Source organism: Micromonospora sp. NPDC049801, from assembly GCF_040656575.1.
Lineage (GTDB): Bacteria > Actinomycetota > Actinomycetes > Mycobacteriales > Micromonosporaceae > Micromonospora.
Genome location: NZ_JBFAMS010000004.1, coordinates 115,226 through 136,146 on the forward strand (window position 1 = coordinate 115,226; position 20,921 = coordinate 136,146).

Consider the following 20,921-nt stretch of genomic DNA (forward strand, 5'->3'; position numbering starts at 1 on the left):
GCCCGTGACGTCGGGGTGGGTCAGTTGTTGATCAGAGCCGCGACGACCACCAGGCCGATGATCGCGGCCACGCCGCTGGCCGCGGCGGCGTACCAGCCCAGCGGCTTGTCACCCAGGACCGCGCCGACGATGCCGGCGATGATGCCGAGCACGCCGAAGATGATCGGGTTGAGCAGCAGGGCGAGCACCGCGAACACGAAACCCACGATGGTGAGGATGCGGGCGGCGTTGCTGCGCGGGCGGGCGGTGGTGGGGATGTCGGCCATGTCGTCCTCCGGATGAGAGCCTGTCGTGACGAACCGATCACTACCCACTGTGGGCGCTCGCCACGCGTGATCGTCAATGGAAGATCTTCAGGCCGACCACGCCGGCGACCACCAGCAGCAGGCAGAAGACCCGGGGCAGGCTCACCGACTCGCCGAGCGCCACCATTCCGACCAGCGCCGTGCCCACCGCGCCGATACCGACCCAGACGGCGTAGCCGGTGCCGACCGGGATGTCGCGCAGCGCGTACGCCAGGCCGCCCATGCTCAGCGCCAGGGCCACCACGAACACCACCGAGGGGAGCAGCCGGCTGAAGCCGGCGCTGCGGTCCAGGGCGACGGCCCAGGCCGTCTCCAGCAGCCCGGAGATCACGAGTACGAGCCAGGCCATCGTTCACCTCACGAGGACGAGTCGGGTCAGTCTGCTGGGGCGTCTTGGCCTGACCGGGTACGCCCACCGCTCGTCCGGAGTGACCACCGCGTCCGGGGCCACCACGGCCGACGCTAGCACCGGCTGGCGGCCCCGGACGGTGACCCACGCCACCACGCATTGACCTCTACTTCGCTTCAACTTGCACTATGGCGGGCATGGCCCTGCTCTATGCCGACCCCGAGGTCGCCGCCGCCCTGGACGCCGCCACCACCGTCGACGCCATGCGGGCCGCCCTGGTGGCCGCGTACGAGGGGCGCCTGGTCGCCCCGCCCCGGGCCGCCGCCCCGCTCGGTGGCGGGCGGATGGTGCTCACCGCCGGGCACCTGGTCGGCCAGTGGTACGGCTACCGCTCGTACGACACGTTCGGCCACCCCCAGGGCGAGCAACTGGTCGTGTTGCACGACGCCGCCACCGGGGCGGTGCGGGCGGTCGCCGTCGGCGAGGAGCTGGGCTCCCGTCGCACCGGTGGACTGGGCGGCGTCGCGGTGGACGCGCTGGCCCGGCCGGACGCGACCACCCTCGGCGTGATCGGCTCCGGGCGGCAGGCCTGGACCCAGGTGTGGGCCGCCGCGGCCGTGCGCCCGCTGCGCGAGGTGGTGGTGCACAGCCGTTCGACCGCGCGCCGGGACGCCTTCGCCAGCCGGGTACGTGCCGAACTGGGCGTGCCGGCCCGCGCGGTCGCCGACCCCGGAGCGGCCGTCACCGGCCGGGACATCGTGGTGCTCGCCACCACGAGCCCCACGCCGGTGCTGCGCGCCGCCGACGTGAGCCCCGGCACGCACGTCAACACGGTCGGCTTCAAGCAGCACGACCGCAGCGAGTTCGGCACCGACCTGCTGGACGCCGCCGACCTGCTGGTCACCGACTCGCCGGCCCAGGCGGCGGACTACCAACCGCCGATGCTCGCGGCCCTGCCCGCGTACGCCGGACGGCTGCGGGACCTGGGCGGCATCCTGGCGGGCGCGGTTCCCGGCCGGACCACGGCGGACCAGGTCTCCGTCTTCTGCTGCACGGGCCTGGCCGGTACCGAGGTCTTCCTGCTCGACGCCCTGACCCGGGCGACCGCCGTGACCCGGTGACCGACGCCCGCACGTGGTGTGATCCCGCCGGCCGCCGTGCCCGCGTGCGTGGGCTACCGCGAGCGGCCCGGTACCCTCGGATGGTGTCTGCCACCTCTCCTTCCGCTTCCGACAACGCCGAGGGCCGTCGCGTCGCCCTGCTCACCCTGGGCTGCGCCCGTAACGAGGTCGACTCGGAGGAGTTGGCCGCCCGGCTGCACGCCGACGGCTGGCAGGTGAGCACCGACGGCGAGGGTGCCGACGTGGTGGTCGTGAACACCTGCGGCTTCGTGGAGAAGGCCAAGCAGGATTCCATCCAGACGCTGCTCGCCGCCGCCGGGACGGGCGCGAAGGTGGTGGCCGCCGGCTGCATGGCCGAGCGGTACGGCAAGGAGCTGGCCGACAGTCTGCCCGAGGCGCAGGCGGTGCTGAGCTTCGACGACTACCCGGACATCGCCGCCCGGCTCAACGCCGTGGTCGCCGGTGAACAGGTCACCGCGCACACCCCGCGGGACCGCCGGGAGCTGCTGCCCCTGACGCCGGTGAAGCGCCGCGACAGCGGGGTGTCCCTGCCGGGGCACGGCACCGTGGCGCGTGCCGCCGTCGAGACCGACGAGCACACCCCGGCGCACCTGCGTCAGGTGCTGCGCCGTCGACTCGACACCGGCCCGGTCGCGTCGCTGAAGCTCGCCAGTGGCTGTGACCGGCGCTGCGCGTTCTGTGCCATCCCGGCGTTCCGTGGGGCGTTCGTCTCGCGAACCCCGGACGAGCTGCTCGCCGAGGCGGAGTGGCTGGCCAAGACCGGCGTACGGGAGCTGGTGCTGGTCAGCGAGAACTCGACCTCGTACGGCAAGGACCTGGGCGACCCGCGCGCGTTGGAGAAGCTGCTGCCGCAGCTCGCCGCGGTGTCCGGCATCGTCCGGGTGCGGGTGAGCTATCTCCAGCCGGCCGAGACGCGGCCCGGGCTGGTCGAGGCGATCGCCGGTACCCCCGGGGTGGCCCCGTACTTCGACCTGTCGTTCCAGCACTCCAGCGAGCCCGTGCTGCGCCGGATGCGGCGTTTCGGCTCCACCGACCGGTTCCTGGAGCTGCTGGCCAGCGCCCGGGCGCTGGCTCCGGAGGCGGGCGCGCGGAGCAACTTCATCGTCGGCTTCCCCGGCGAGACCCGCGCCGACATCGACGAGCTGACCCGGTTCCTGACCGAGGCCCGGCTCGACGCGATCGGCATGTTCGACTACAGCGACGAGGACGGCACCGAGGCCGCCGGACTGCCCGGCAAGGTGTCCGCCGCGACCATCAAGCGGCGGTACGACCGGCTGAGCGCGCTCGCCGACGAGCTCTGCTCCCAGCGGGCCGAGGACCGGCTCGGCTCGACCGTCGAGGTGCTGGTCGACGCGATCGTGGACGGCGTGGTGGAGGGCCGGGCCGCGCACCAGGCGCCGGAGGTGGACGGATCGACCACCCTGGTCGCGCCGGTCGACGGCGGGGTCGACCTGAGCGCACTGCGCCCGGGTGACCTGGTGCGGGCCACGGTGACCGGCACCGAAGGGGTGGATCTGCTCGCGGTGCCGGATGAGATGATCTCGGCGGCGCCCGGCGCGGCACGGTGACGGCGGGCCCGGACGGAGCGGGGGAGCCAGGTGGTGCGGTGTCGGGAACGCCACGGCGGCCCCAGCGGAGCGAGACGGTGACCGGGGCGACGGAGTCGACGCCGGCCCGGGTGGTCGCGCGGGTGCCCGTGCTCAACGCCGCCAACGCGCTGACCGCCCTGCGGCTGGTGCTGGTGCCGGTCTTCGCCGCCTCGGTGATCGTGTCGGGGATGACCCACGCCGGCTGGCGGATGGCCGCCTGCCTGATCTTCGCGGTGGCCTCGGCGACCGACCTGGTGGACGGTTGGATCGCCCGCCGGTTCGGGCTGGTCACCTCGGTCGGCAAGGTGGCCGACCCGATCGCCGACAAGGCGCTCACCGGCGCGGCTCTGGTGCTGCTCTCCTGGTACGACCGGCTGCCCTGGTGGGTGACGGCGCTGATTCTGGTCCGCGAGCTGGGCATCACCGGGCTGCGGTTCTGGGTGATCCGGCACGGGGTGATCGCGGCCAGCCGTGGCGGCAAGATCAAGACCGCGCTGCAGATCCTGGCCATCGCCTGGTACCTCTGGCCGATGCCGGCCGCCCTCGCCGCCGTCGGCCCCTGGATCATGGGTGCCGCCGTCCTGGTCACGGTGGCAACCGGTTTCGACTACATCCTCCAGGCCCTCCGCCTCCGCCGCCCCCACCCCTAGCCCGCCTCGCGCCCGTCGCCCCGGCGCGTGATCATGACGTTGTTGCGGTTCGGGCCGGTGTGTCGAGGCGATAACTTCATGATCCACGGGGTCCGGCCGGGAGGGTTGGGGGTTGGCGGGTGGGGAAGGACGGGATCATGCAGCGGGACGAGAACGCGACGGGGAGCGCGGCGGCGGCTGTCGTGCACAGCCTTTCGCAGCGGCACGAGACCCTCGCCACCGTCGAATCGCTCACCGGCGGGCTGCTGGCCGCGTCGATCGTGGAGATCGCCGGGGTCAGCCGGATCTACCGGGGCGGGCTGGTCGTCTACGCCACCGAACTGAAGGCCACGCTCGCCGACGTGCCGTCCGACCTGCTGGCCGAGCGCGGACCCGTCGACCCCGACGTGGCGGCGGCGCTCGCCGAGGGCGGTCGGCGGCGCTGCGAGGCGGACTGGGGGCTCGCCACCACCGGGGTCGCCGGCCCGGAGCCGCAGGACGGCAAGCCCGTCGGCCTGGTCTACGTCGCGGTCGCCGGCCCGACCGGCGTCGAGGTCCGCGAACTCGACCTCGACGGGGGGCGGGACCACGTACGCTCGGCCGCCGTGATCGAGGCGTTGCGGCTGCTCGCCGAACACATCCACGCCGCCGACGAGGCCGCCATCGAGGGCCTGGAGACAACGGACGTGGCCGCCCCCGCTGGCGAGAAGACGGCCGCCGGGGTCGCTGGGAACGGCTCGGGAGCGGCCGCCGAAAGCGTCCGGGACGGTCTGGGCGCGGCCGGCGCGGGGCGTCCGTGAGCCGTCCCGCCAGGATCCGACGGGCGGGGTGGGATGTCGCCGGGGCGCGCAGCGGGTACGGTTGCGGGAAGGCTCCGACGCTCGGAGCCGGCGCGGTCCGCCGCGGCCGGCTGCCCGACGCCGGGCGTGAGGTATCCCTCAGGGGGAGGTGCGATGGTCCTGCTACGCCGGGTGATCGGTGACGCACTGCGGGCGCGCCGGCAGGGACAGCAGCGCACACTGCGTGAGGTGTCCACCGCCGCCAACGTCAGCCTCGGTTACCTCTCCGAGATCGAGCGGGGGCACAAGGAGCCGTCCAGCGAGCTGCTGGCCGCGATCTGTGACGCGCTCGGCGCCCGCCTTTCCGAACTTCTCCGCGAGGTGAGCGACACCGTGGCGCTCGCCGAGCAGATGCCCGCCGGGGTGCTCGTCGGCATGCAGGACGAGCCGGCCGAGGCCGCGCCCGTCGCGCCGGCCGCCGTGCGCAAGGCCGCCAACCGGGGCGTCCGCCAGGTCACCTCCGACGGCAAGGTCGCGGTGTCGGTCCGGCAGGATTCCCCGCTGCGGGCGACGCTGCGCAGCACCCGGGTCCGGCCCACCGAGCGCGACCGGGACGTGGTCTGCGCCGCCTGAGCACCGTGCGTCCGTTGCCCATGGGCGAGGTGGCCCCGGCCGCGTAGGGTTGCCCGCAGGAGCCGACGGTGCCCGTCGTGCGCCCGGTACGGATGCCGCGCTGGCGTTCGGCTGGGACGATGGAGACCGGCCGGGTCGCGGTCGGTCGGCGCAATCCGGCCCGACCGCGGTGCAGCGACGCTACTGAGGGGATACCGCGGAGATGGCGAACCCGTTCGTCAAGGGCTGGAACTACCTGATGGCGCTCTTCGGCGCGAAGATCGACGAGCACGCCGACCCGAAGGTGCAGATCCAGCAGGCCATCGAGGATGCCCAGCGGCAGCACCAGGCGCTGGTCCAGCAGGCGGCCGCCGTCATCGGCAACCAGCGTCAGCTGGAGATGAAGCTGTCCCGGCAGATGTCCGAGGTCGAGCGGCTCCAGGGCAACGCCCGGCAGGCCCTGGTGCTGTCCGACCAGGCCCGCGCCAAGGGCGACGAGGCCGAAGCGGTGCGGTTCGAGCAGTCCGCGCAGGCCCTGGCCACCCAGCTGGTCTCCGCCGAGCAGGCCACCGAGGACCTGAAGACCCTGCACGACCAGGCGCTCGGCGCGGCCGCGCAGGCCCGCCGCGCCGTCGAGAACAACTCGATGATCCTCCAGCAGAAGCTCGCCGAGCGCACCAAGCTGCTCAGCCAGCTGGAGCAGGCCAAGATGCAGGAGACCGTGGCCCGCTCGTTGGAGTCGATGTCGTCGCTGACCGCACCCACCAACACCCCGTCCCTGGACGAGGTGCGGGACCGGATCGAGCGGCGGTACGCCAACGCGATGGGCCGCGCCGAACTGGCCGGCAACTCCGTCGAGGGTCGGATGCTGGAGATCCAGAAGGCGACCATCGACTCGGCGGGCTCGGCCCGGCTGGAGCAGATCCGTTCCAGCATGGCGGGGGAGCAGCTCGGCGGCACGGCGCAGCGCCCGGCGGTCCCACAGGGCGAGCAGGCGGGCTCGGGCAGCGACCCGGCCGCCGCCGCCCGGCTGGACGAGCTGCGCGCGAGCATGGCCCGCGAGCGGGGCACCGGCGACCCGACCGCCGCCGGCTGAACGACCGGTCCGAGGGGGTCTTTCGGTGGCAGACGAGCGGACACGCTACTTCCGTCAACTGGGTCGGCTGCGCCGGTCCGCCCGGCGGTGGAGCGTACTGGCCGGTGGGCTCGGCGGGGCCACGGCGGTGCTGACGCCGTACGCCGGGCTCGGTCTGCCGGACGCGGTCTGGGCCGGCGCCGCGGGCAGCGCGCTGGCGTTGGCCGCCTGGCGCTGGATCGACCTGCGGGCGCTGGCCGCCCGGCCCGCGCCCCCGGCGCTGGACCCGGCCGAGGCCGCCGCCCGGTCCCGGGCCCGGCTGGTGGCCGCCGTGGAGCGACTGCCGGTCGGCTCGGGCGTGCTGGCCGAGGTACGCCGGGTGCGCGGCCGGGTCGCGCTGCGTGGCACCACCGCCGGCCAGCAGTGGGCGCGACTGGACCGTGCCTCGCTCACCCTGGCGGGGATGGCGCCCCGGCTCACCGGGCTGGCCGAGCCGGCCGTGCTGGAGGCCGCTGCCGCCGACCGGTCGCTGCGGGAACTCGCCAACCGGGTGGCCAGCGTCGAACGGGCCCTGCGGCTCGCGCCGACCGACGCCCGGACGCCGCTGGCCGACGCGCACGCCGCGTTGACCGCCCAGTTGGAGAGCGGGGTGGCGGCATACGAGCGGTTGGTGGTCGCCGCCGCCGGCTACCTCGCCGAGGACGCCCGCCCGGAGCCCACCCACCCGGCCGCCGACCGGCTCACCGAGGCCACCGACCTCCTGCACGGCGTGGCCTCGGCCCTGGCCGAGCTGCGCGCCGGCGGCGCCGGCCTGCGCGCGCCCACCCGCTGAGCCGCACCCCACGCGCCGCGCCCGCCCGTCACGGTGGCGTCGTGACCGGGATCGGACCGGTGTACGGCGAGCTGCCCACCACGTTGAACGACCGGATCCGGTAGTGGTAGGTCACGCCCCGGGCCAGACCCGTGTTGGTGAAGCCGCGACCGGTCACCGTGAAGGTCGCCACCTCGTGCGCGAACGTCGGGTCCAGCGCCCGCTGCACGATGAACCCGGAGCCCGGGCCGACCGGGGTGCTCGCCGTCCAGACCAGCACCACCGTGGCGGTGTCCGGGCCCGGCGCGCTCGCGGTGGGGTTCACCTCGCCGGGGGTGCTCGGAGCGGGCGGAGTGCTCGCCGCGGCCACCGTCGACCACGCCGAGGCGGCGCCCAGGTACGTGGTGCGGACCCGGTAGTAGTACGTGGTGTCCGGCGCGGCCGTGGTGTCCAGGTGGTTGTCGCCGACCCCGATCGCGGTGGTGCCCGGCCCGCTGGTGAAGGTCGGGTTGGTGGCCCGCTGTACGTCGATGCCGGTGGCGAAGGAGCGGTTCGTCCAGCGCAGCGCCACCCGCAGCGGCGCGGCGGGTGGGATCGCCGCGATCAGGCCGCCCGGCGCGGCGAGGTGCACCGAGGCGGGCACGCTGTTCGACCAGGACGAGTAGCTCACCTCGTTCTCCGCCCGGATCCGGTAGTGGTACGTGACGCCGGGGGTGACCGTCGCGTCGATGTAGCGGGTCGCGGTGGCCGCGACGGTGATCGTGGTGACGTCGCCGCCGAAGGACCCGTCGGTGGCCCGTTGCAGCAGGTGACTCGTCGCGGGCGGGCGACCGCCGTTGCCGGTCCAGGTCAGGGCGATCGCCGGTAGGGCGGTGGCCGAGCCGGGCACGGGTGTGGCGGTGAGTCCGGTGGGCGCCCGCGGCGTCACCCGCAGCACCAACGGTCGGCTCATCCCCAGGTCGCGATGGCCGGCGAGCTGGCTGTGCCAGCGGTACTCCCAACCCAGGTTGACCATCTGGTTGACGACCACGGCCGGTCGCCCGTCGGTCGGGCTGACCGGCGTCGACCCGGTCCGCGCGCCGGCCGGACGTCCGGGGTCGAGCAGCCGCACGCTGTCGCCCAGCTTGAACGGCAGGGCCGGGGCCACCGGACGCAGCGCCACCACCACGTCCTCGCGGGGGTTGACCCGGACGATCTGCTTCCAGCCCAGCTCCGCCGGGTGCGGGGGGCGCTGCGTGCCGTCCCAGCCCACCCGGTTGACGATCTGCACGTCGCAGCCGCCGAAGCGCAGCGGCTCGGTCTGCCGTACGTTGCCGCTGATCCGCCAGAGCTGCGTGCCGTCGGTCGGGGCGCCCACCGGTATGGCCGGGTCGGCCGCGAACAGCACCTCGGTCACCGGATCGGTCGACCCGAGCGGCAGGGTCGCCGGGGCGAGCGGCCCGATGTGCGGATGACCGACCCCGAGACGCCCGGCCAGCCGGCCGTGACCGGGCTCGAAGACCTGCTGCGCGGCCTTGACCTCGATCGGCAGGGTCACCGGACCGGTGCCCGCGAGCGGCGTGAACGTCACCGTGTCGGCGTGCGCGGAGACGACCGTCTCGGCCGTGGTCCGGCTGCCGAACGCCGGGTCGTACGCCGGCTGCGGCACGATCGGCGGGCGCTGGCTGGCCGCGTACGCCGCCGGCAGCCGCTCCCGCAGCCGGTCCACGTCGTACGGCCCGTCGGGCGTGCCGGCCACCCGGAACTGCAGCAGGGTACGGGTGTTCGGGCCGTACCCCGGTTCGGTGGGCGGCGGACCGCCCCCGGCCGTGCGGTCCGGCGCGTCGGTGTGCTGGTCGTAGCGCTCATCGAAGCCGGGCAGCGGCGCCGGGGCGTCGTTGTAGAGGATCAGCGTGCTGCCCGGTTCCACGCTGGAGAAGTCGACGAGCACGTCGGCTGCCTCACCCGGGGCGAGCAGGAGCGTGTGCCCGTCGACGTTCAGCACGGTCGGGTCGAGCCGGTCGTAGCGGTAGCCGATCGGCCGGTTCGGCAGCACCACCGGGGCGGGCAGCAGACCGGCCTCGTTGCCGATCTGGACGAACTCCGGGCCGGCGGCGCGCGGGTCGGGCACACCGCCGTCACGCCCGTCGCTCGGCCAACCGGCCGGCCGGTCCGCCGACCGCACGGCGGGCACCATCGGCACCTCGCCGGCGTCCGCGTCGGCCAGGCTGCCGTCGTCGGCCCACATCGACGCGTCCGAGCAGGCCCGGTAGAGCTGGAGGTTGAGGCTGCGGTCCAGGCAGGCGTTGAGGATGCGCAGGCGGTACACCGTGGGGCGTACCCGCAGGTACGGGTACGCGACACCGTTGACCAGCGGGGTGTCCCCGTACGCCGCGGGCACCGCCGACGGGTGCGGCACCCCGGGGCGCAGCGGTGGTTCGGCGTCACCGCCGACGGGGTCGTGGTGCGGGTTCGGCACCGGCCCCGGACCGGTCAGCGGCGGCTCGCCCGCGATCCGTTCGGCCATCGGCCAACCGTCCACGGTGGGTCCGCTGTCGTCCCGACCGCCGTCCGGCGCCGGACGGCGCGACCAGGGGCCGTAGTCCCACCGACCGGTGGGGTTGCGTCCGCCGGACCGGTACGGGTTCTGCCGGGGCTGGTAGACGTGGGGGTACCACAGGCTGCCGCGAGCCCCCCAGCGTTCCCGGTCCCAGGTCGGATCCTCGGCGGCCAGCTGGGTGTCGTCCGGCACGAACGTCTTGTCCTCGATCACCAGGAGCACCTGCTCGGCCGGCAGCACCCCCTCGGCGACGAGTTCGTCCTCGACCGGGTCGGTGAGCAGGTACGGCGCGAGTTGCCCACCGTAGACGGTGAGCCGGGCCAGCCCGAGGGTGTTGTCGTGGAACGACAGCAGCCGGCCGCTCTGCTCGTTGGGGAAGTAGAGCGTGGTGGCGCCGGAGCCGGGCGCCGGCATGTCCGGCACGGGCGTGAGGCCGGTCCCCGTCGGGTACGGGGTGATCTCCCCGGCCGGGGTGATCCAGTGTCCCGGGTTGCCCGCGCTGGTCCACCCGGTCTGCGCCCCGGCCAGGTGCAGCACCGCCCGGTTCTGCGGGTACGGCGCCGGGCCGTCCAGCGGCCCGAGACCGGCACCCTCGACCGTCTCGTCGACCGGCAGGAACAACTCGCCGGCCCGGCCGGTGGGAAGCTGGTTGATGAACTTCACCCGGACCGGTCGGCCGCGCCGAGCGCGGATCATCGGGCCGAGGTGCCAGGGCCGCTCCGGTGGCGCCACCGTGTTGTGGCCCGACGGGTCGGTGCCCAGGTTGAGCTGTCGGTAGCCGCGCAGCCGGGTGACCGGCAGATCCCGGTGCAGGCGTTGCGCGTACTCCTGGAGCCCGATCTCGTAGTAGTCGCAGCCCGGGTAGCTGATCGTGTCGGGCACCGCCACCGGCAGCGCCTGCTCGCCGGGTACGGGCAGCGCGTCGACGAACTTGCGCAGGCCCGTGCCCGGCACCGGCCGGCCATCGGGGTCACGCGTCGGGCGGGGACTGTACGCGACGTTCGGCACCGTTCCGAAGCAGCGTGGCTCGGCGGACGGATCCAGACTCGCCGTGGGCGCGGCCTCCTCGGCGGTACGCGCCGTGGGAACGGACGCCGTCCGACCGAGGCCGTCAGGGGCGGTCCGGTAGAAGAAGGTGGAGCGGAGTCTGCGGAAGATCGCCATGACTCTCCCCGGGGTCGGGGCACGAGGAAGAACACCACCCCGGCGTGGCGGCCCTCGGCACTCTGCTGACAGGCGGTGAGCACCCAACCGCAGCATGCGACGTCGAGGGGTCGGTTAGGAATTACCCAATCGTCCGTATCTGGGATGACCTCGATCCACAACGCCCGGTCAGCCCGGTGGCGGGCTTCCCGGCCGCTCGGGCTGGCACACCGGGCACCAGTAGGTGACGCGCTCGCCCAGCTCCTCCTTGCTGATGGCGGTGCCGCAGCGGCGGCACGGCTGGGCGCGGCGGCCGTACACGTAGCTGGTCTGCCCCCGGTGCAGCGAGCCGGTGGTGCTCTGCGTCCAGCGTCCACGGTTGGCGGCCAGCAGCCGCTGCGCGAGGGCGACCATACCCGGCAGATCGGGTACCGCCCGCACGGACGTCCACGGTGACACGCCTCGCAGGAACAGCACCTCACACTTGTAGAGGTTGCCCACCCCGGCCAGGTTGCGCTGGTCGAGCAGGGCCTCGCCGATGGTCTGCTCGGGATGTGCGGCGAGGCGCTGGGTCGCCTCGGCCGGGTCCCAGTCCACGCCGAGCAGGTCCGGCCCGAGGTGGCCCACCAGGGCGTCCTCCTCGACGGTGGGCACCAGGGTCAGCTCGTGCAGGTGGTAGCCCACCGCCACCGCGCCGGGGCTGCGCAGCACCACCCGGATCAGGTGCGCGGGCCGGCCGCTCCACCGTTCGCCCGGCGCGTACGCCCGCCAGGCGCCGTCCATCCGCAGGTGGGAGTGCAGCGTCCACGGCGCGTCGTCCGGGGCGGAGAGGCGGAGCAGCAGGTGCTTGCCCCGGCTGGCCGACTCGCGGACGGTCCAGCCGGTGAGGTCGGTGGTGGCCAGCCGGGGCACCCGGAAGTCGGAGCCGGACAGCCGCGCGCCGGCCAGCGCGCGGTGCAGCACGCGGGCGGTGTTCCAGACGGTGTCACCTTCGGGCACGCTGCCATCCTCCCTCTTTCGAGCATGATTCGCATGTGTCGCTATTTGTAGCCAGGTTCCTCATGATCTCCGGACATGCGATGGTCAGGGGGTTCTGAGGAGAATGCCCATGAGACGACCTCATTGTCTTATCCGACCCTCCACGCTCGCCGCCATCCTCGCTCTCGCGCTCATCGCAGCCCTGGTGCCCGTCACCAGCGCCGCCCGGACCACCGTCCCCGCGACCGCCGGATCGCTCACCCTGACCGCCGCCGCACCGGCCGGGGAACGGTGGAGCGCCGACCTGTCGGTCGTCGACCGGGACGATGTCAACGTCCGCCGTACCGCCGCCGGACTGCGGCTGCGCGAGGCCCGCGCGGGCGGACGCAGCCCTCGCAGCCCGCACAGCGCGCTCGCCGAAGGCATGCTCCTCAGCGCCCCACGCACCCTCGCCCGCCCGGCTACCCGGGTCCGCGCCGAGATCGACGCGGACGTCCCCGCCGGCGCGAGCGCGGAGGCGCAGGTCCGCGGATGGCGGCTCAACGGCTGGACCGAGTGGCGGGCCGCGACCGCCGGCGCGACCTTCGACCGCCCGGTCAGCCGCGTACAGACCCGGGTGGTGCTGACCGCGCGGGCCGGCGGGGCCACCGCGACGGTACGCGCCGTCCAGCTCACCGCCGACGCGACCGCCGCCGTCTCCGCCGCCACACCCGGCCTCACCTACCGGGTGTACGCCACCCGGATCGGACTGGTCGGCGAACTGACCGCCAACGGCCGCACCGTACAGCCGCGCGACCACTTCGTGGCCCTACCGTCGCGCCGGGGCCTCTCGCCACTCAACAGCGGCGACTACACCGTGCGGGTCTGCACCACGACGGGCGCGCGCTGCGAGTACGCCCCGGTCTGGGACGTCGGGCCCTGGAACACCCGGGACGACTACTGGAACCCGTCCGCCGTACGCGAGAACTGGAAGAACCTGCCGCAGGGTCGGCCCGAGGCGCAGGCCGCCTACCAGTCCGGCTACAACGGTGGGCGGGACCAGTTTGGGCGTACCGTGCTCAACCCGGCCGGCATCGACCTGGCCGACGGCACCTTCTGGGACGGTCTGCAGCTCACCACCAACGCCTGGGTGGACGTCGCGTACCTGTGGACCGGCGGCGGTCCGCGCGCCGTGGTGGGCGACGGCCCGCTCAACATCCGCAGCGGGCCCGGCACGTCGTACGCGATCCGTGGCCTCGCCGCGCGGTTCGCCAACGTGCCGGTCCAGTGCTACGTCACCGGCCAGTCGGTCGCCGGCCCGTACCGCACCACCACCAGGTGGAACCGCCTGGCCACCGGGCAGTACGTCAGCCACGCGTACGTCGCCACCGTCTACGGCGGTACCGTACCGGTCTGCTGAGACGACCTCGCTTCGGCGGGCGCCGCGTCAGGGGCGCTCGTCGGGGCGGGCGGGACGCACCATGTCCTGGTAACGCGGGTGGCTGGCCCCGTAGACGGCGTAGTTGAGCCGGGCGTGCGACAGGCTCAGGTCGCCGTTGGCGCCGCCCCGCACCGCGTCCGCGTCGGCGTCGCTCTGGCCGTCGTCCGTCCAGAAGCAGACCGGGCAGGTCCCGCCGCCGGTCCGGGAGGCACAACAGGGACAGCCCACGGGAACTACGTGTTCACCCACCGGTTCACCCACCGGGGCAGCATTCCACAGTCGAATGTCACCCGGCCACCCGCAGGAGGTCACCCGGGCGTACGCCGAGGACGTCCACGGCCCGACCGCCGTTGGCCGCAACCGCCACCAGGTCGGCCGAGTCCACGTACACCACCAGGGCCTGCTGCGGCGCGTCGCCGAACGTCCGTCCGTGTACCGCCGCGTGGGACGGCGTCGGCCCGGGCGGGCCGACCCGGACGGTGGCCGCGAGCGCGCCGAGCACCTCGCCGGGCGCGGCGAGCTGCACGTTGCCGAAGTGGTCGACGGTCAGCACCTCGGCGGTGAAGCCGTCGGCGTCACGGATCATGACCGGTGCTGGCAGCCGGACCAGTTCGCCCGGGTCTACGGCTGGACCGGCTTCGGCGAGTGACGCCCCGAGCGCCAGGCGTGCCGCCACCGGGGCGAAGACGTCCCGGCCGTGGAACGTGCCGGACACCTGGGCCGCCAGCCATCGTGGCGCGGTCAGCTCCACGGCGGCGCTGACCCCGCCGAGCGCGGTGGCCGCGTCGAGCAGCAACCCGTTGTCCGGGCCGACCAGCAGCCCTCCCGGGGTGGCCAGCGCGATGCCCCGTCGGGCGGTGCCGACCCCCGGATCGACCACGGCCACGTGCACGCCCACCGGCAGGTACGGCACGGTCTGCGCCAGCACGGCGGCACCGCGCCGGACGTCCGCCGGCGGCACCAGGTGCGTCACGTCGATGACCCGGGCGGCGGGAGCGATCCGGGCGATCACCCCGTGGCAGGCGGCCACGAAGCCGTCGTCGAGGCCGTAGTCGGTGGTCAACGAGATCCACGGTGTGCCGGACACCCCCGCAGGCTAGCGCCCCCGCCCCCCGCGCGTCCCGCGCCCAACGCCCCCCGCGCGTCCCGCGGGTGGTGGTCGGATCGGGCCGTATCGGTGCGGGCGACTGGCAACCCGGCTGACCCTGCTGGCAGATAGCGGACAGCGTGCTGGCCGACCGGCCCCTCCCGCCACCCAGCGTGGTTGGGCAGACTTCGCCTGTGACACTTCGGAGCCTGCCCGCCGTCGGGGTCCTGCTGGTCGCCGCTGCCGTCGTCGCCGGCTGCGGCCGTGGTGACGATCCCGCGCCGTCGAGTGCCGTCCCCGGTGTTACGTCCTCGACCGTCCAGGCCACGGATCTGCCGAGCGTGCCGAGCACCTCGGCGGGCCCGTCCCGCACCGACGGCGCTGCACCGCCGCCACCACGGTCCGTCGCGCCGTCCACCGTGCCGTCGGCGCCACCGCAGGGACCGGTCGAACGCCGGCCGGCCAGTCCGCCGCCGGTGGTACTGCCCCAGCGCCCGGCGGGCGCTCCCAGCGCCCGGCAGGTCATCGACGCGTTCCAGGCCGCCGGTCTGCGGGTCACGCACCCGAAGGACCGCTCGGTTGACTGTGGTCCGGACGGTCTCGGGCTGGGCTGCTCCGAGATCGTCACCACGGACGGCGTCACCGTCTTCGTGTTTCCCGACGAGACCAGCGCCGGCGACATCGCCGAGACGTGGGGCGGCCAGTCGTACCGGCGTGGGGCAGTGGTGCTCAACTACCTCGACGCGAAGACCCCGGCAGCCGACCGCGTGCGCTACGAGAAGGTTCTCAACGGCCTCCGCTGAGGCTGCTCCCGCTGCTCCCGCTGCCTCGCGGCCGCGTTGTCCATCAGGTGGCGGCCGGGGCACAACCTTTGGCTGTGATGCCTGTGAGTCATCAAGATGACTCACAGGCATCAACGTCGCAGAGGTGGTCGACGGTGCCTGGCACGGCAGAGCTACCAGATCGCGTGTGGATACCGCGCGAGAGCGGATCGGCCCCACCAGTGGTCGTCACGGAGGACAGCCCGCGACACCTTCGGAGGCCGGACGCGCGGTCGCCAGGCGCGCGGCGGACGCATCCACGGGTTGAGCGACCGGCAGACGTAGGCCGCGCGGGTCGGGTCAACCGCGTAGGCGTAGGCCGCGCGGGGTGGCCCGGAAGCCGGCGGCGGTCAGCGCGTCACGCAGTGGCGACGAGTGCACCGCCTCGCCGTCGGCCCGTTCGACCGACATCGCGCCCAACGCTCCGGAGTGGACGGCGTCGGCCAGCGCCTTACCGGCCGCCGCGAGCGTCTCGGTGTCGTCGGTGAAGGAGAGCAGGGTTCGGCCACCGCGTTCCACGTACAGCACGAGGTCGCCGCCGACCTGCACCACCAGGGCACCGGCCTTACGGCCCGCCCGGTGCCCGGTCGCGGCGGTGGCCCCGTCGCCGGAGTCGACGACGCGGTCCGGCCAGGGGAGTGCCGCACCGTACGGGTTGGCCGGATCGGTGGCCGCCAGGACGGTGGCCGGCCCGCCCCGACCCCGGGCGCCGTCGGCGGGCTCCGCCAGGGCGCGTAGCCGGTCCACCGCGCCGGGAACCGCGAACTGTGCCGCGCCGAGACCTTCGACGAAGTAACCCCGGCGAGCCGCGCCACGCTCCTCCAGCGCCGACAGCACCGGGTAGACCGCCGAGAACCCACCGACGACCTGCTCGGCCATGACCGCGCCCCGGGTGACGACCCCGTGCCGTTCCAGCAGGACGTCGGCGAGGGCGGCGGCCCGCCTGGTCGGGTCGAGATCCCGATCCGGAAGCCGCGACCAGCGGCCGGCGACGGTCGGTGGGCCGCTGCGGGTGGGCAGCGCCACCCGGCCGGGCCGCCGGTAGCGGGTGCGCGGCGCGGACGGGCGCGACCGGTGCGCTCCACCCGCGCCGAGCACCGCCCGCAGCGGGGCGAGGGTGTCGTTGGTGAGGTGCCCGGCCCAGACCAGATCCCAGATGACACCGGTCAGCGCGGCATCGTCGGTGGCGCCGACCCGGTCGGCGAGCGCGCGGAAGAACAGCGCCTGCCCGTCGCCGAGGGCGTCGAGCACCGCGTCGTGCAGCGGGGTACGCGTCAACGCCTCATCAGGCGGCGGAAGCAGCAGCGGCGCGGCGTCCGCGTACGCCAGGGTGACCCAGCCGTCGCCTCCGGAGATCGCCCCGGAACCGGCCCAGAGCACCTCCCCGCTGGCACACAGCTCGTCGAGCTGGGCGGGGGAGTAGTCGGCGACCCGGCCGGGCAACACCAGCCGTTCCAGCGCGGACGCGGGCACGGCAGCGCCCTGCAACTGCTCCACCGTGGCGGCGAGCGCCTCCACACCCCGGGCGGACGAGCCGACCTGCTGCCAGCGGGGCAGGAACGTGGCGAGGGCCCGCGGTGGCACCGGCTCGATCTCCCGGCGCAGCGCCGCGAGCGAGCGGCGGCGCAGCATCCGCAACACCTCGGCGTCGCACCACTGCGCGCCGGCCGTGTCGGGCGTGAACTCGCCGGAGACGACGCGGCCGGTGGCGGCCAGGCTGCGCAGCGTCTGCTCGACCACGAAGACGCCGAGCCCGAAGCGAGCCGCGCAGGTCGCGGCGGCGAACGGGCCGTGGGTGCGGGCGTACCGGGCCACCAGGTCGCCCAGCGGGTCGGCCACCGGCGCGAGGTACGCCTCGGCCACCCCGACGGGCAGCGCCACGCCGAGCGCGTCGCGCAGTCGGGCGGCGTCCTCGATGCCGACCCAGCGCTGCTCGCCGGCGATCCGTACCCGCAGCACCCGGCGGGCGGCCTCCAGCTCGCTCAGCCAGCCCTCCGGCACGCCCCGCTCGGTCAGCTCGACGTCGCTGAGGTCGCCCAGCACCCGCAGCAGCTCGACCACGTCCTCCGCGTCGCGCGGGCGGCGCTGCTCGGTCAGCCAGCGCAGTTGCCGGTCGGTCTCGGCGAGCACCTCCGGATCCAGCAGCTCGCGCAGGTCGACCCGGCCGAGCAGCTCACCGAGGAGCGTGGAGTCCAGGGCCAGGGCGGCGGCCCGGCGCTCGGCGAGCGGGGCGTCGCCCTCGTAGAGGAACGCGCCCACGTAGCCGAAGAGCAGCGACCGGGCGAACGGCGACGGCGCGCTGGTCTCGACCTCGACCAGGCGGACCTTGCGGGCCGCGAGGTCGCGCATCAGCTCGGCCAGCGCCGGTTGGTCGAAGACGTCCTGCAGGCACTCCCGGGCCGCCTCCAGGGTGACCGGGAAGTCGGCGTACTCGCGGGCGACGTCGAGCAGTTGCGCGGCGCGTTGCCGCTGCTGCCAGAGCGGCTGGCGGCGGCGCGGGTCGCGGCGGGGCAGCAGCAGCGACCGGGCGGCGCACTCCCGGAAGCGGGCGGCGAAGAGCGCCGAGGTGCCGACCGACTCCTGCACGAGCTGGGCGATCTCGTCGGGTTCGAAGACGACCACGTCGGCGCCGGGTGGCTCGTCGGCGGTGTCCGGGAGGCGTACCACGATCCCGTCGTCGGAGGGCATGACCTGGGCGTCCACCCCGTACCGCTCGGCCAGCCGGCGACCCACGGCGAGAGCCCAGGGCCCGTTGACCCGCGCGCCGAGGACGCTGTGCACGGCGAGTCGCCAGTCGCCCAGCTCGTCACGGAAGCGCTCGACGACGACGGTCCGGTCGTCGGGCAGGGAGCGGGTGGCCGCCCGCTGGTCGCGCAGGTAGGCCATCAGGTTGGTGGCGGCCCAGTCGTCCAGGCCGCCCTCGCGCAGCGTGGCCAGCGCCGCCTCGTCGCTCTGGCGCAGCAGGGCGCGGACCCGCGCGCCGATGGCCCGGCCCAGCTCCACCGGGCGGCCGAGCTGGTCGCCCTTCCAGAACGGCATCCGCGCGGCCTGACCCGGCGCGGGGGAGACCAACACCCGGTCGGGGGTGATCTCCTCGATGCGCCACGAGGACGAGCCGAGCAGGAAGACGTCGCCGACGCGCGACTCGTAGACCATCTCCTCGTCCAGCTCGCCGACCCGGGCGGCCCGCTCCGCACCGGCCAGGAAGACCCCGAACAGCCCTCGGTCCGGGATCGTGCCGCCGCTGGTCACCGCCAATCGTTGCGCGCCGGGACGGCCGGTGAGCTGGTCGCTGGCCCGATCCCAGACCAGTCGGGGACGCAACTCGGCGAACGCCGTGGACGGGTAGCGGCCGGAGAGCATGTCCAGCACGGCGTGCAGGGCCGAATCGGGAAGCTCCGCGAAGGGCGCCGCCCGCCGGACCAGCACCGCCAGGTCGCCGACCTGCCACGGCTCCAGGGCCACCATCGCGACGATCTGCTGGGCCAGGACGTCCAGCGGGTTACGCGGGTAGTGCAGCTCCTCGATCGCGCCGTCGGTCATCCGCTCGGCGACAACCGCGCAGGACAGCAGGTCGCCCCGGTGCTTGGGGAAGACCACGCCCCGGGAGACCGCGCCCACCTGGTGCCCGGCCCGCCCGACGCGTTGCAGGCCGGCGGCGACGCTCGGCGGGGCCTCGATCTGCACCACGAGGTCGACCGCGCCCATGTCGATGCCCAGCTCCAGGCTGGAGGTCGCCACTACCGCCGGGAGCTGGCCGGACTTGAGCGCCTCCTCGATGTGCTTGCGCTCCTCCCGCGAGACGCTGCCGTGGTGCGCGCGGGCGATCACCGGCGCTGCCCCGGCCGCCGCGCCGGACTGGGCCATCACCTCGGCCGGCGCGCGACTGCTGCCCGGGCCGGCGGGGCCACCCCACCGCTGCGCGCCGCTCGCCGGGCCGTCGTCGGCCGCCGGCTCGTCGCCCGACGACGACCCCGGGGGTACGACGATCGCGCCCTCGCCCGACGCGGAGGCGATCGCGGCGGTGGCCACCTCCTCGGCGGCCAGCTCGTTGAGCCGTGCGCACAGGCGCTCGGCGCTGCGGCGGGAGTTGGTGAAGACGATGGTGGAGCGGTGCTGCCCGATCAGCGAGAAGACCCGCTCCTCGACGGCCGGCCAGATCGAGGCGCGGCGTGGCCCAGGCCCGCCGAGGGAGTCCTCGGGAGGCTGCTCCTGCTCGTCGAGGCGGGTCATGTCCTCCACCGGCACCTGCACGCTGACCTCGATCGTCTTCGCCGTGCGCGGCTGCACGACGTCGACCGGCCGGGCGCCGCCGAGGAACCGGGCGCAGGCGTCGATCGGCCGGACGGTGGCGGAGAGGCCGATCCGTTGTGCCGGCGTGGGCAGCAGCTCGTCGAGGCGTTCCAGGGAGAGGGCGAGGTGGGCCCCGCGCTTGCTGCCGGCCACCGCGTGGACCTCGTCGACGATCACCGTCTGGACGCCGCGCAGCGAATCCCGAGCGGCCGAGGTGAGCAGCAGGAACAGTGACTCGGGTGTGGTGATGAGGATGTCGGGTGGGGTGCGGGCGAAGGCCCGTCGCTCGTCGGCCGGCGTGTCACCGGTGCGCATCCCGACGGTGATGTCGGGTGGTGGGACGCCGAGCCGGGTGGCCGCCTGCCGGATGCCGGCCAGCGGCGCGCGTAGGTTGCGTTCGACGTCGACGGCGAGGGCCTTGAGCGGGCTGACGTAGAGCACGCGGCACCGCTGGCGAGCCTCGGTCGGCGCGGGCTCGCGGGCCAGCCGGTCCAGCGACCAGAGGAAGGCCGCGAGCGTCTTGCCGGAGCCGGTGGGCGCCACGACCAGGGCGTTACGGCCGGCCGAGACCGACTTCCAGGCGCCGGTCTGGGCGGCGGTGGGCGCGGCGAAGGCGGCGTCGAACCAGGCGCGAGTGGCGGGACCGAACCCGTCCAACACCTCGCCCTTGCCCGTGTCTGCCCCGCTCACCGGTCCATCGTGCCCCGTCGGTACGACAACAACGAACGACCCACGGCGGATCGTGCCGCGCTGTGTGGAAATTGCGCGTGATGCACCTTTAATACGTTAAGTCTCACTTAACTGCTTGCTTGTAAGGAGCAACATAAAGTAACTTCACCCGCAACGCGAATCGGGTGGGAGGGATCGGATGACCGGCGAGCCGCGACACGTCGAGCCCGGCACCGATGTGCTGATCCGCAAGGTCGACAGTCACCTCGCCACGCTCCGCGGCGGTCTGCACGGGCCCGAGCTGGAGCTCGCCGAGCGTCTCGCCGGCTGCCTGCGGGAGCTGGTCGTCTCCACCGCCCAGGCCAGCGCCGCCGACCGGGGGCAGGTCCGCGTCGCGGTGCACTACTTCGTGCTGCGCCGGGAGAGCCGGGGCCGCCTGCTCTCGATGCGGTCCCTCGCCGTCGCGGAGCGGGTCGTCGCCAAGGTCGCCCGCCAACTCGGTCGCGTCGACCTGCTGGCCGACCTGCGCCGAGGTCACCAGGATCTCGACGACGCGCTGCCGGTCGGCGACGCTCTGCTGCGCTGACCGCCGCCGCTGGCGCTCGCCGTTGATCGCACATTGAGCCCTATGGCGGGGCAATTCCGGTAAAACCGCCCGAGGCTCGGGGATCTGGCGTCTG

The 20,921-nt window shown here is 74.3% G+C and carries 17 protein-coding genes and 1 riboswitch; of the genes, 10 read left to right on the top strand and 7 right to left on the bottom strand.

The genetic code is table 11. From position 1 onward, the window contains the following. Positions 1 to 20: 20 nt before the first annotated feature. Both AB0I89_RS08755 and AB0I89_RS08760 read right to left on the bottom strand, forming a co-directional pair. Positions 21 to 266, bottom strand: coding sequence for a hypothetical protein (locus AB0I89_RS08755; protein ID WP_357122493.1), 246 nt, complete (start codon positions 264 to 266; stop codon positions 21 to 23). A gap of 73 nt (positions 267 to 339) precedes the next feature. After that, positions 340 to 654 carry an SMR family transporter gene (locus tag AB0I89_RS08760; protein ID WP_357122496.1) on the bottom strand — a complete coding sequence of 105 codons (315 nt, stop codon included), beginning with the start codon at positions 652 to 654 and terminating at the stop codon, positions 340 to 342. Positions 655 to 687: 33 nt separating this feature from the next. Beyond that, positions 688 to 759, bottom strand: a riboswitch (guanidine-III (ykkC-III) riboswitch). A 92-nt stretch (positions 760 to 851) separates the two neighbouring features. Between AB0I89_RS08760 and AB0I89_RS08765 the strand changes: the two genes are divergently transcribed. The 7 genes from AB0I89_RS08765 (at position 852) to AB0I89_RS08795 (ending at position 7,312) form a co-directional block, all read left to right on the top strand. Beyond that, the gene (locus AB0I89_RS08765; RefSeq protein WP_357122499.1) at positions 852 to 1,775 is read left to right on the top strand and encodes an ornithine cyclodeaminase family protein; all 924 of its coding nucleotides are present in this window, start codon (positions 852 to 854) and stop codon (positions 1,773 to 1,775) included. A gap of 80 nt (positions 1,776 to 1,855) precedes the next feature. Beyond that, positions 1,856 to 3,364: a 30S ribosomal protein S12 methylthiotransferase RimO gene (gene rimO / locus AB0I89_RS08770; RefSeq protein ID WP_357122502.1), complete on the top strand. Its 1,509-nt coding sequence runs from the start codon at positions 1,856 to 1,858 to the stop codon at positions 3,362 to 3,364. A 77-nt stretch (positions 3,365 to 3,441) separates the two neighbouring features. Beyond that, complete coding sequence (gene pgsA, locus AB0I89_RS08775; RefSeq protein WP_357122505.1) at positions 3,442 to 4,035, top strand: CDP-diacylglycerol--glycerol-3-phosphate 3-phosphatidyltransferase; 594 nt, start codon at positions 3,442 to 3,444, stop codon at positions 4,033 to 4,035. A 137-nt stretch (positions 4,036 to 4,172) separates the two neighbouring features. Next, positions 4,173 to 4,814: a CinA family protein gene (locus AB0I89_RS08780; RefSeq protein WP_357122508.1), complete on the top strand. Its 642-nt coding sequence runs from the start codon at positions 4,173 to 4,175 to the stop codon at positions 4,812 to 4,814. Between the two features lie 153 nt (positions 4,815 to 4,967). After that, entirely contained in the window at positions 4,968 to 5,426 is a 459-nt protein-coding gene (locus AB0I89_RS08785) for a helix-turn-helix transcriptional regulator (RefSeq protein ID WP_357122511.1), read from the top strand. 202 nt (positions 5,427 to 5,628) lie between these two features. Continuing rightward, the gene (locus AB0I89_RS08790; RefSeq protein WP_357122514.1) at positions 5,629 to 6,501 is read left to right on the top strand and encodes a PspA/IM30 family protein; all 873 of its coding nucleotides are present in this window, start codon (positions 5,629 to 5,631) and stop codon (positions 6,499 to 6,501) included. Between the two features lie 25 nt (positions 6,502 to 6,526). Continuing rightward, the gene (locus tag AB0I89_RS08795; RefSeq protein ID WP_357122517.1) at positions 6,527 to 7,312 is read left to right on the top strand and encodes a hypothetical protein; all 786 of its coding nucleotides are present in this window, start codon (positions 6,527 to 6,529) and stop codon (positions 7,310 to 7,312) included. 28 nt (positions 7,313 to 7,340) lie between these two features. Here AB0I89_RS08795 and AB0I89_RS08800 read toward each other — a convergent pair whose 3' ends face one another. Together AB0I89_RS08800 and AB0I89_RS08805 are read right to left on the bottom strand one after the other, a co-directional pair. Then, the gene (locus AB0I89_RS08800) at positions 7,341 to 10,994 is read right to left on the bottom strand and encodes a hypothetical protein (RefSeq protein WP_357122520.1); all 3,654 of its coding nucleotides are present in this window, start codon (positions 10,992 to 10,994) and stop codon (positions 7,341 to 7,343) included. A gap of 168 nt (positions 10,995 to 11,162) precedes the next feature. Continuing rightward, a complete protein-coding gene (locus tag AB0I89_RS08805) occupies positions 11,163 to 11,972 on the bottom strand; it encodes a DNA-formamidopyrimidine glycosylase family protein (RefSeq protein ID WP_357122523.1) in 810 nt (269 codons plus the stop codon). Positions 11,973 to 12,081: 109 nt separating this feature from the next. Here AB0I89_RS08805 and AB0I89_RS08810 point away from each other — a divergent pair, with 109 nt between their 5' ends. Beyond that, complete coding sequence (locus AB0I89_RS08810) at positions 12,082 to 13,350, top strand: hypothetical protein (protein WP_357122527.1); 1,269 nt, start codon at positions 12,082 to 12,084, stop codon at positions 13,348 to 13,350. Between the two features lie 27 nt (positions 13,351 to 13,377). Here the strand turns inward: AB0I89_RS08810 and AB0I89_RS08815 are convergent, their stop codons facing one another. Both AB0I89_RS08815 and AB0I89_RS08820 read right to left on the bottom strand, forming a co-directional pair. Next, on the bottom strand, positions 13,378 to 13,620 hold the full coding sequence (locus AB0I89_RS08815; protein ID WP_039905669.1) for a CPCC family cysteine-rich protein: 243 nt from the start codon (positions 13,618 to 13,620) through the stop codon (positions 13,378 to 13,380). A 37-nt stretch (positions 13,621 to 13,657) separates the two neighbouring features. After that, complete coding sequence (locus tag AB0I89_RS08820) at positions 13,658 to 14,458, bottom strand: SAM-dependent chlorinase/fluorinase (protein ID WP_357122532.1); 801 nt, start codon at positions 14,456 to 14,458, stop codon at positions 13,658 to 13,660. Positions 14,459 to 14,652: 194 nt separating this feature from the next. Between AB0I89_RS08820 and AB0I89_RS08825 the strand changes: the two genes are divergently transcribed. Next, on the top strand, positions 14,653 to 15,261 hold the full coding sequence (locus AB0I89_RS08825) for a hypothetical protein (RefSeq protein WP_357122535.1): 609 nt from the start codon (positions 14,653 to 14,655) through the stop codon (positions 15,259 to 15,261). Between the two features lie 318 nt (positions 15,262 to 15,579). Here the strand turns inward: AB0I89_RS08825 and AB0I89_RS08830 are convergent, their stop codons facing one another. Next, a complete protein-coding gene (locus tag AB0I89_RS08830) occupies positions 15,580 to 20,262 on the bottom strand; it encodes a DEAD/DEAH box helicase (RefSeq protein WP_357122538.1) in 4,683 nt (1,560 codons plus the stop codon). A 178-nt stretch (positions 20,263 to 20,440) separates the two neighbouring features. Here AB0I89_RS08830 and AB0I89_RS08835 point away from each other — a divergent pair, with 178 nt between their 5' ends. Next, the gene (locus tag AB0I89_RS08835) at positions 20,441 to 20,827 is read left to right on the top strand and encodes a hypothetical protein (protein ID WP_357122540.1); all 387 of its coding nucleotides are present in this window, start codon (positions 20,441 to 20,443) and stop codon (positions 20,825 to 20,827) included. Positions 20,828 to 20,921 lie beyond the last annotated feature (94 nt).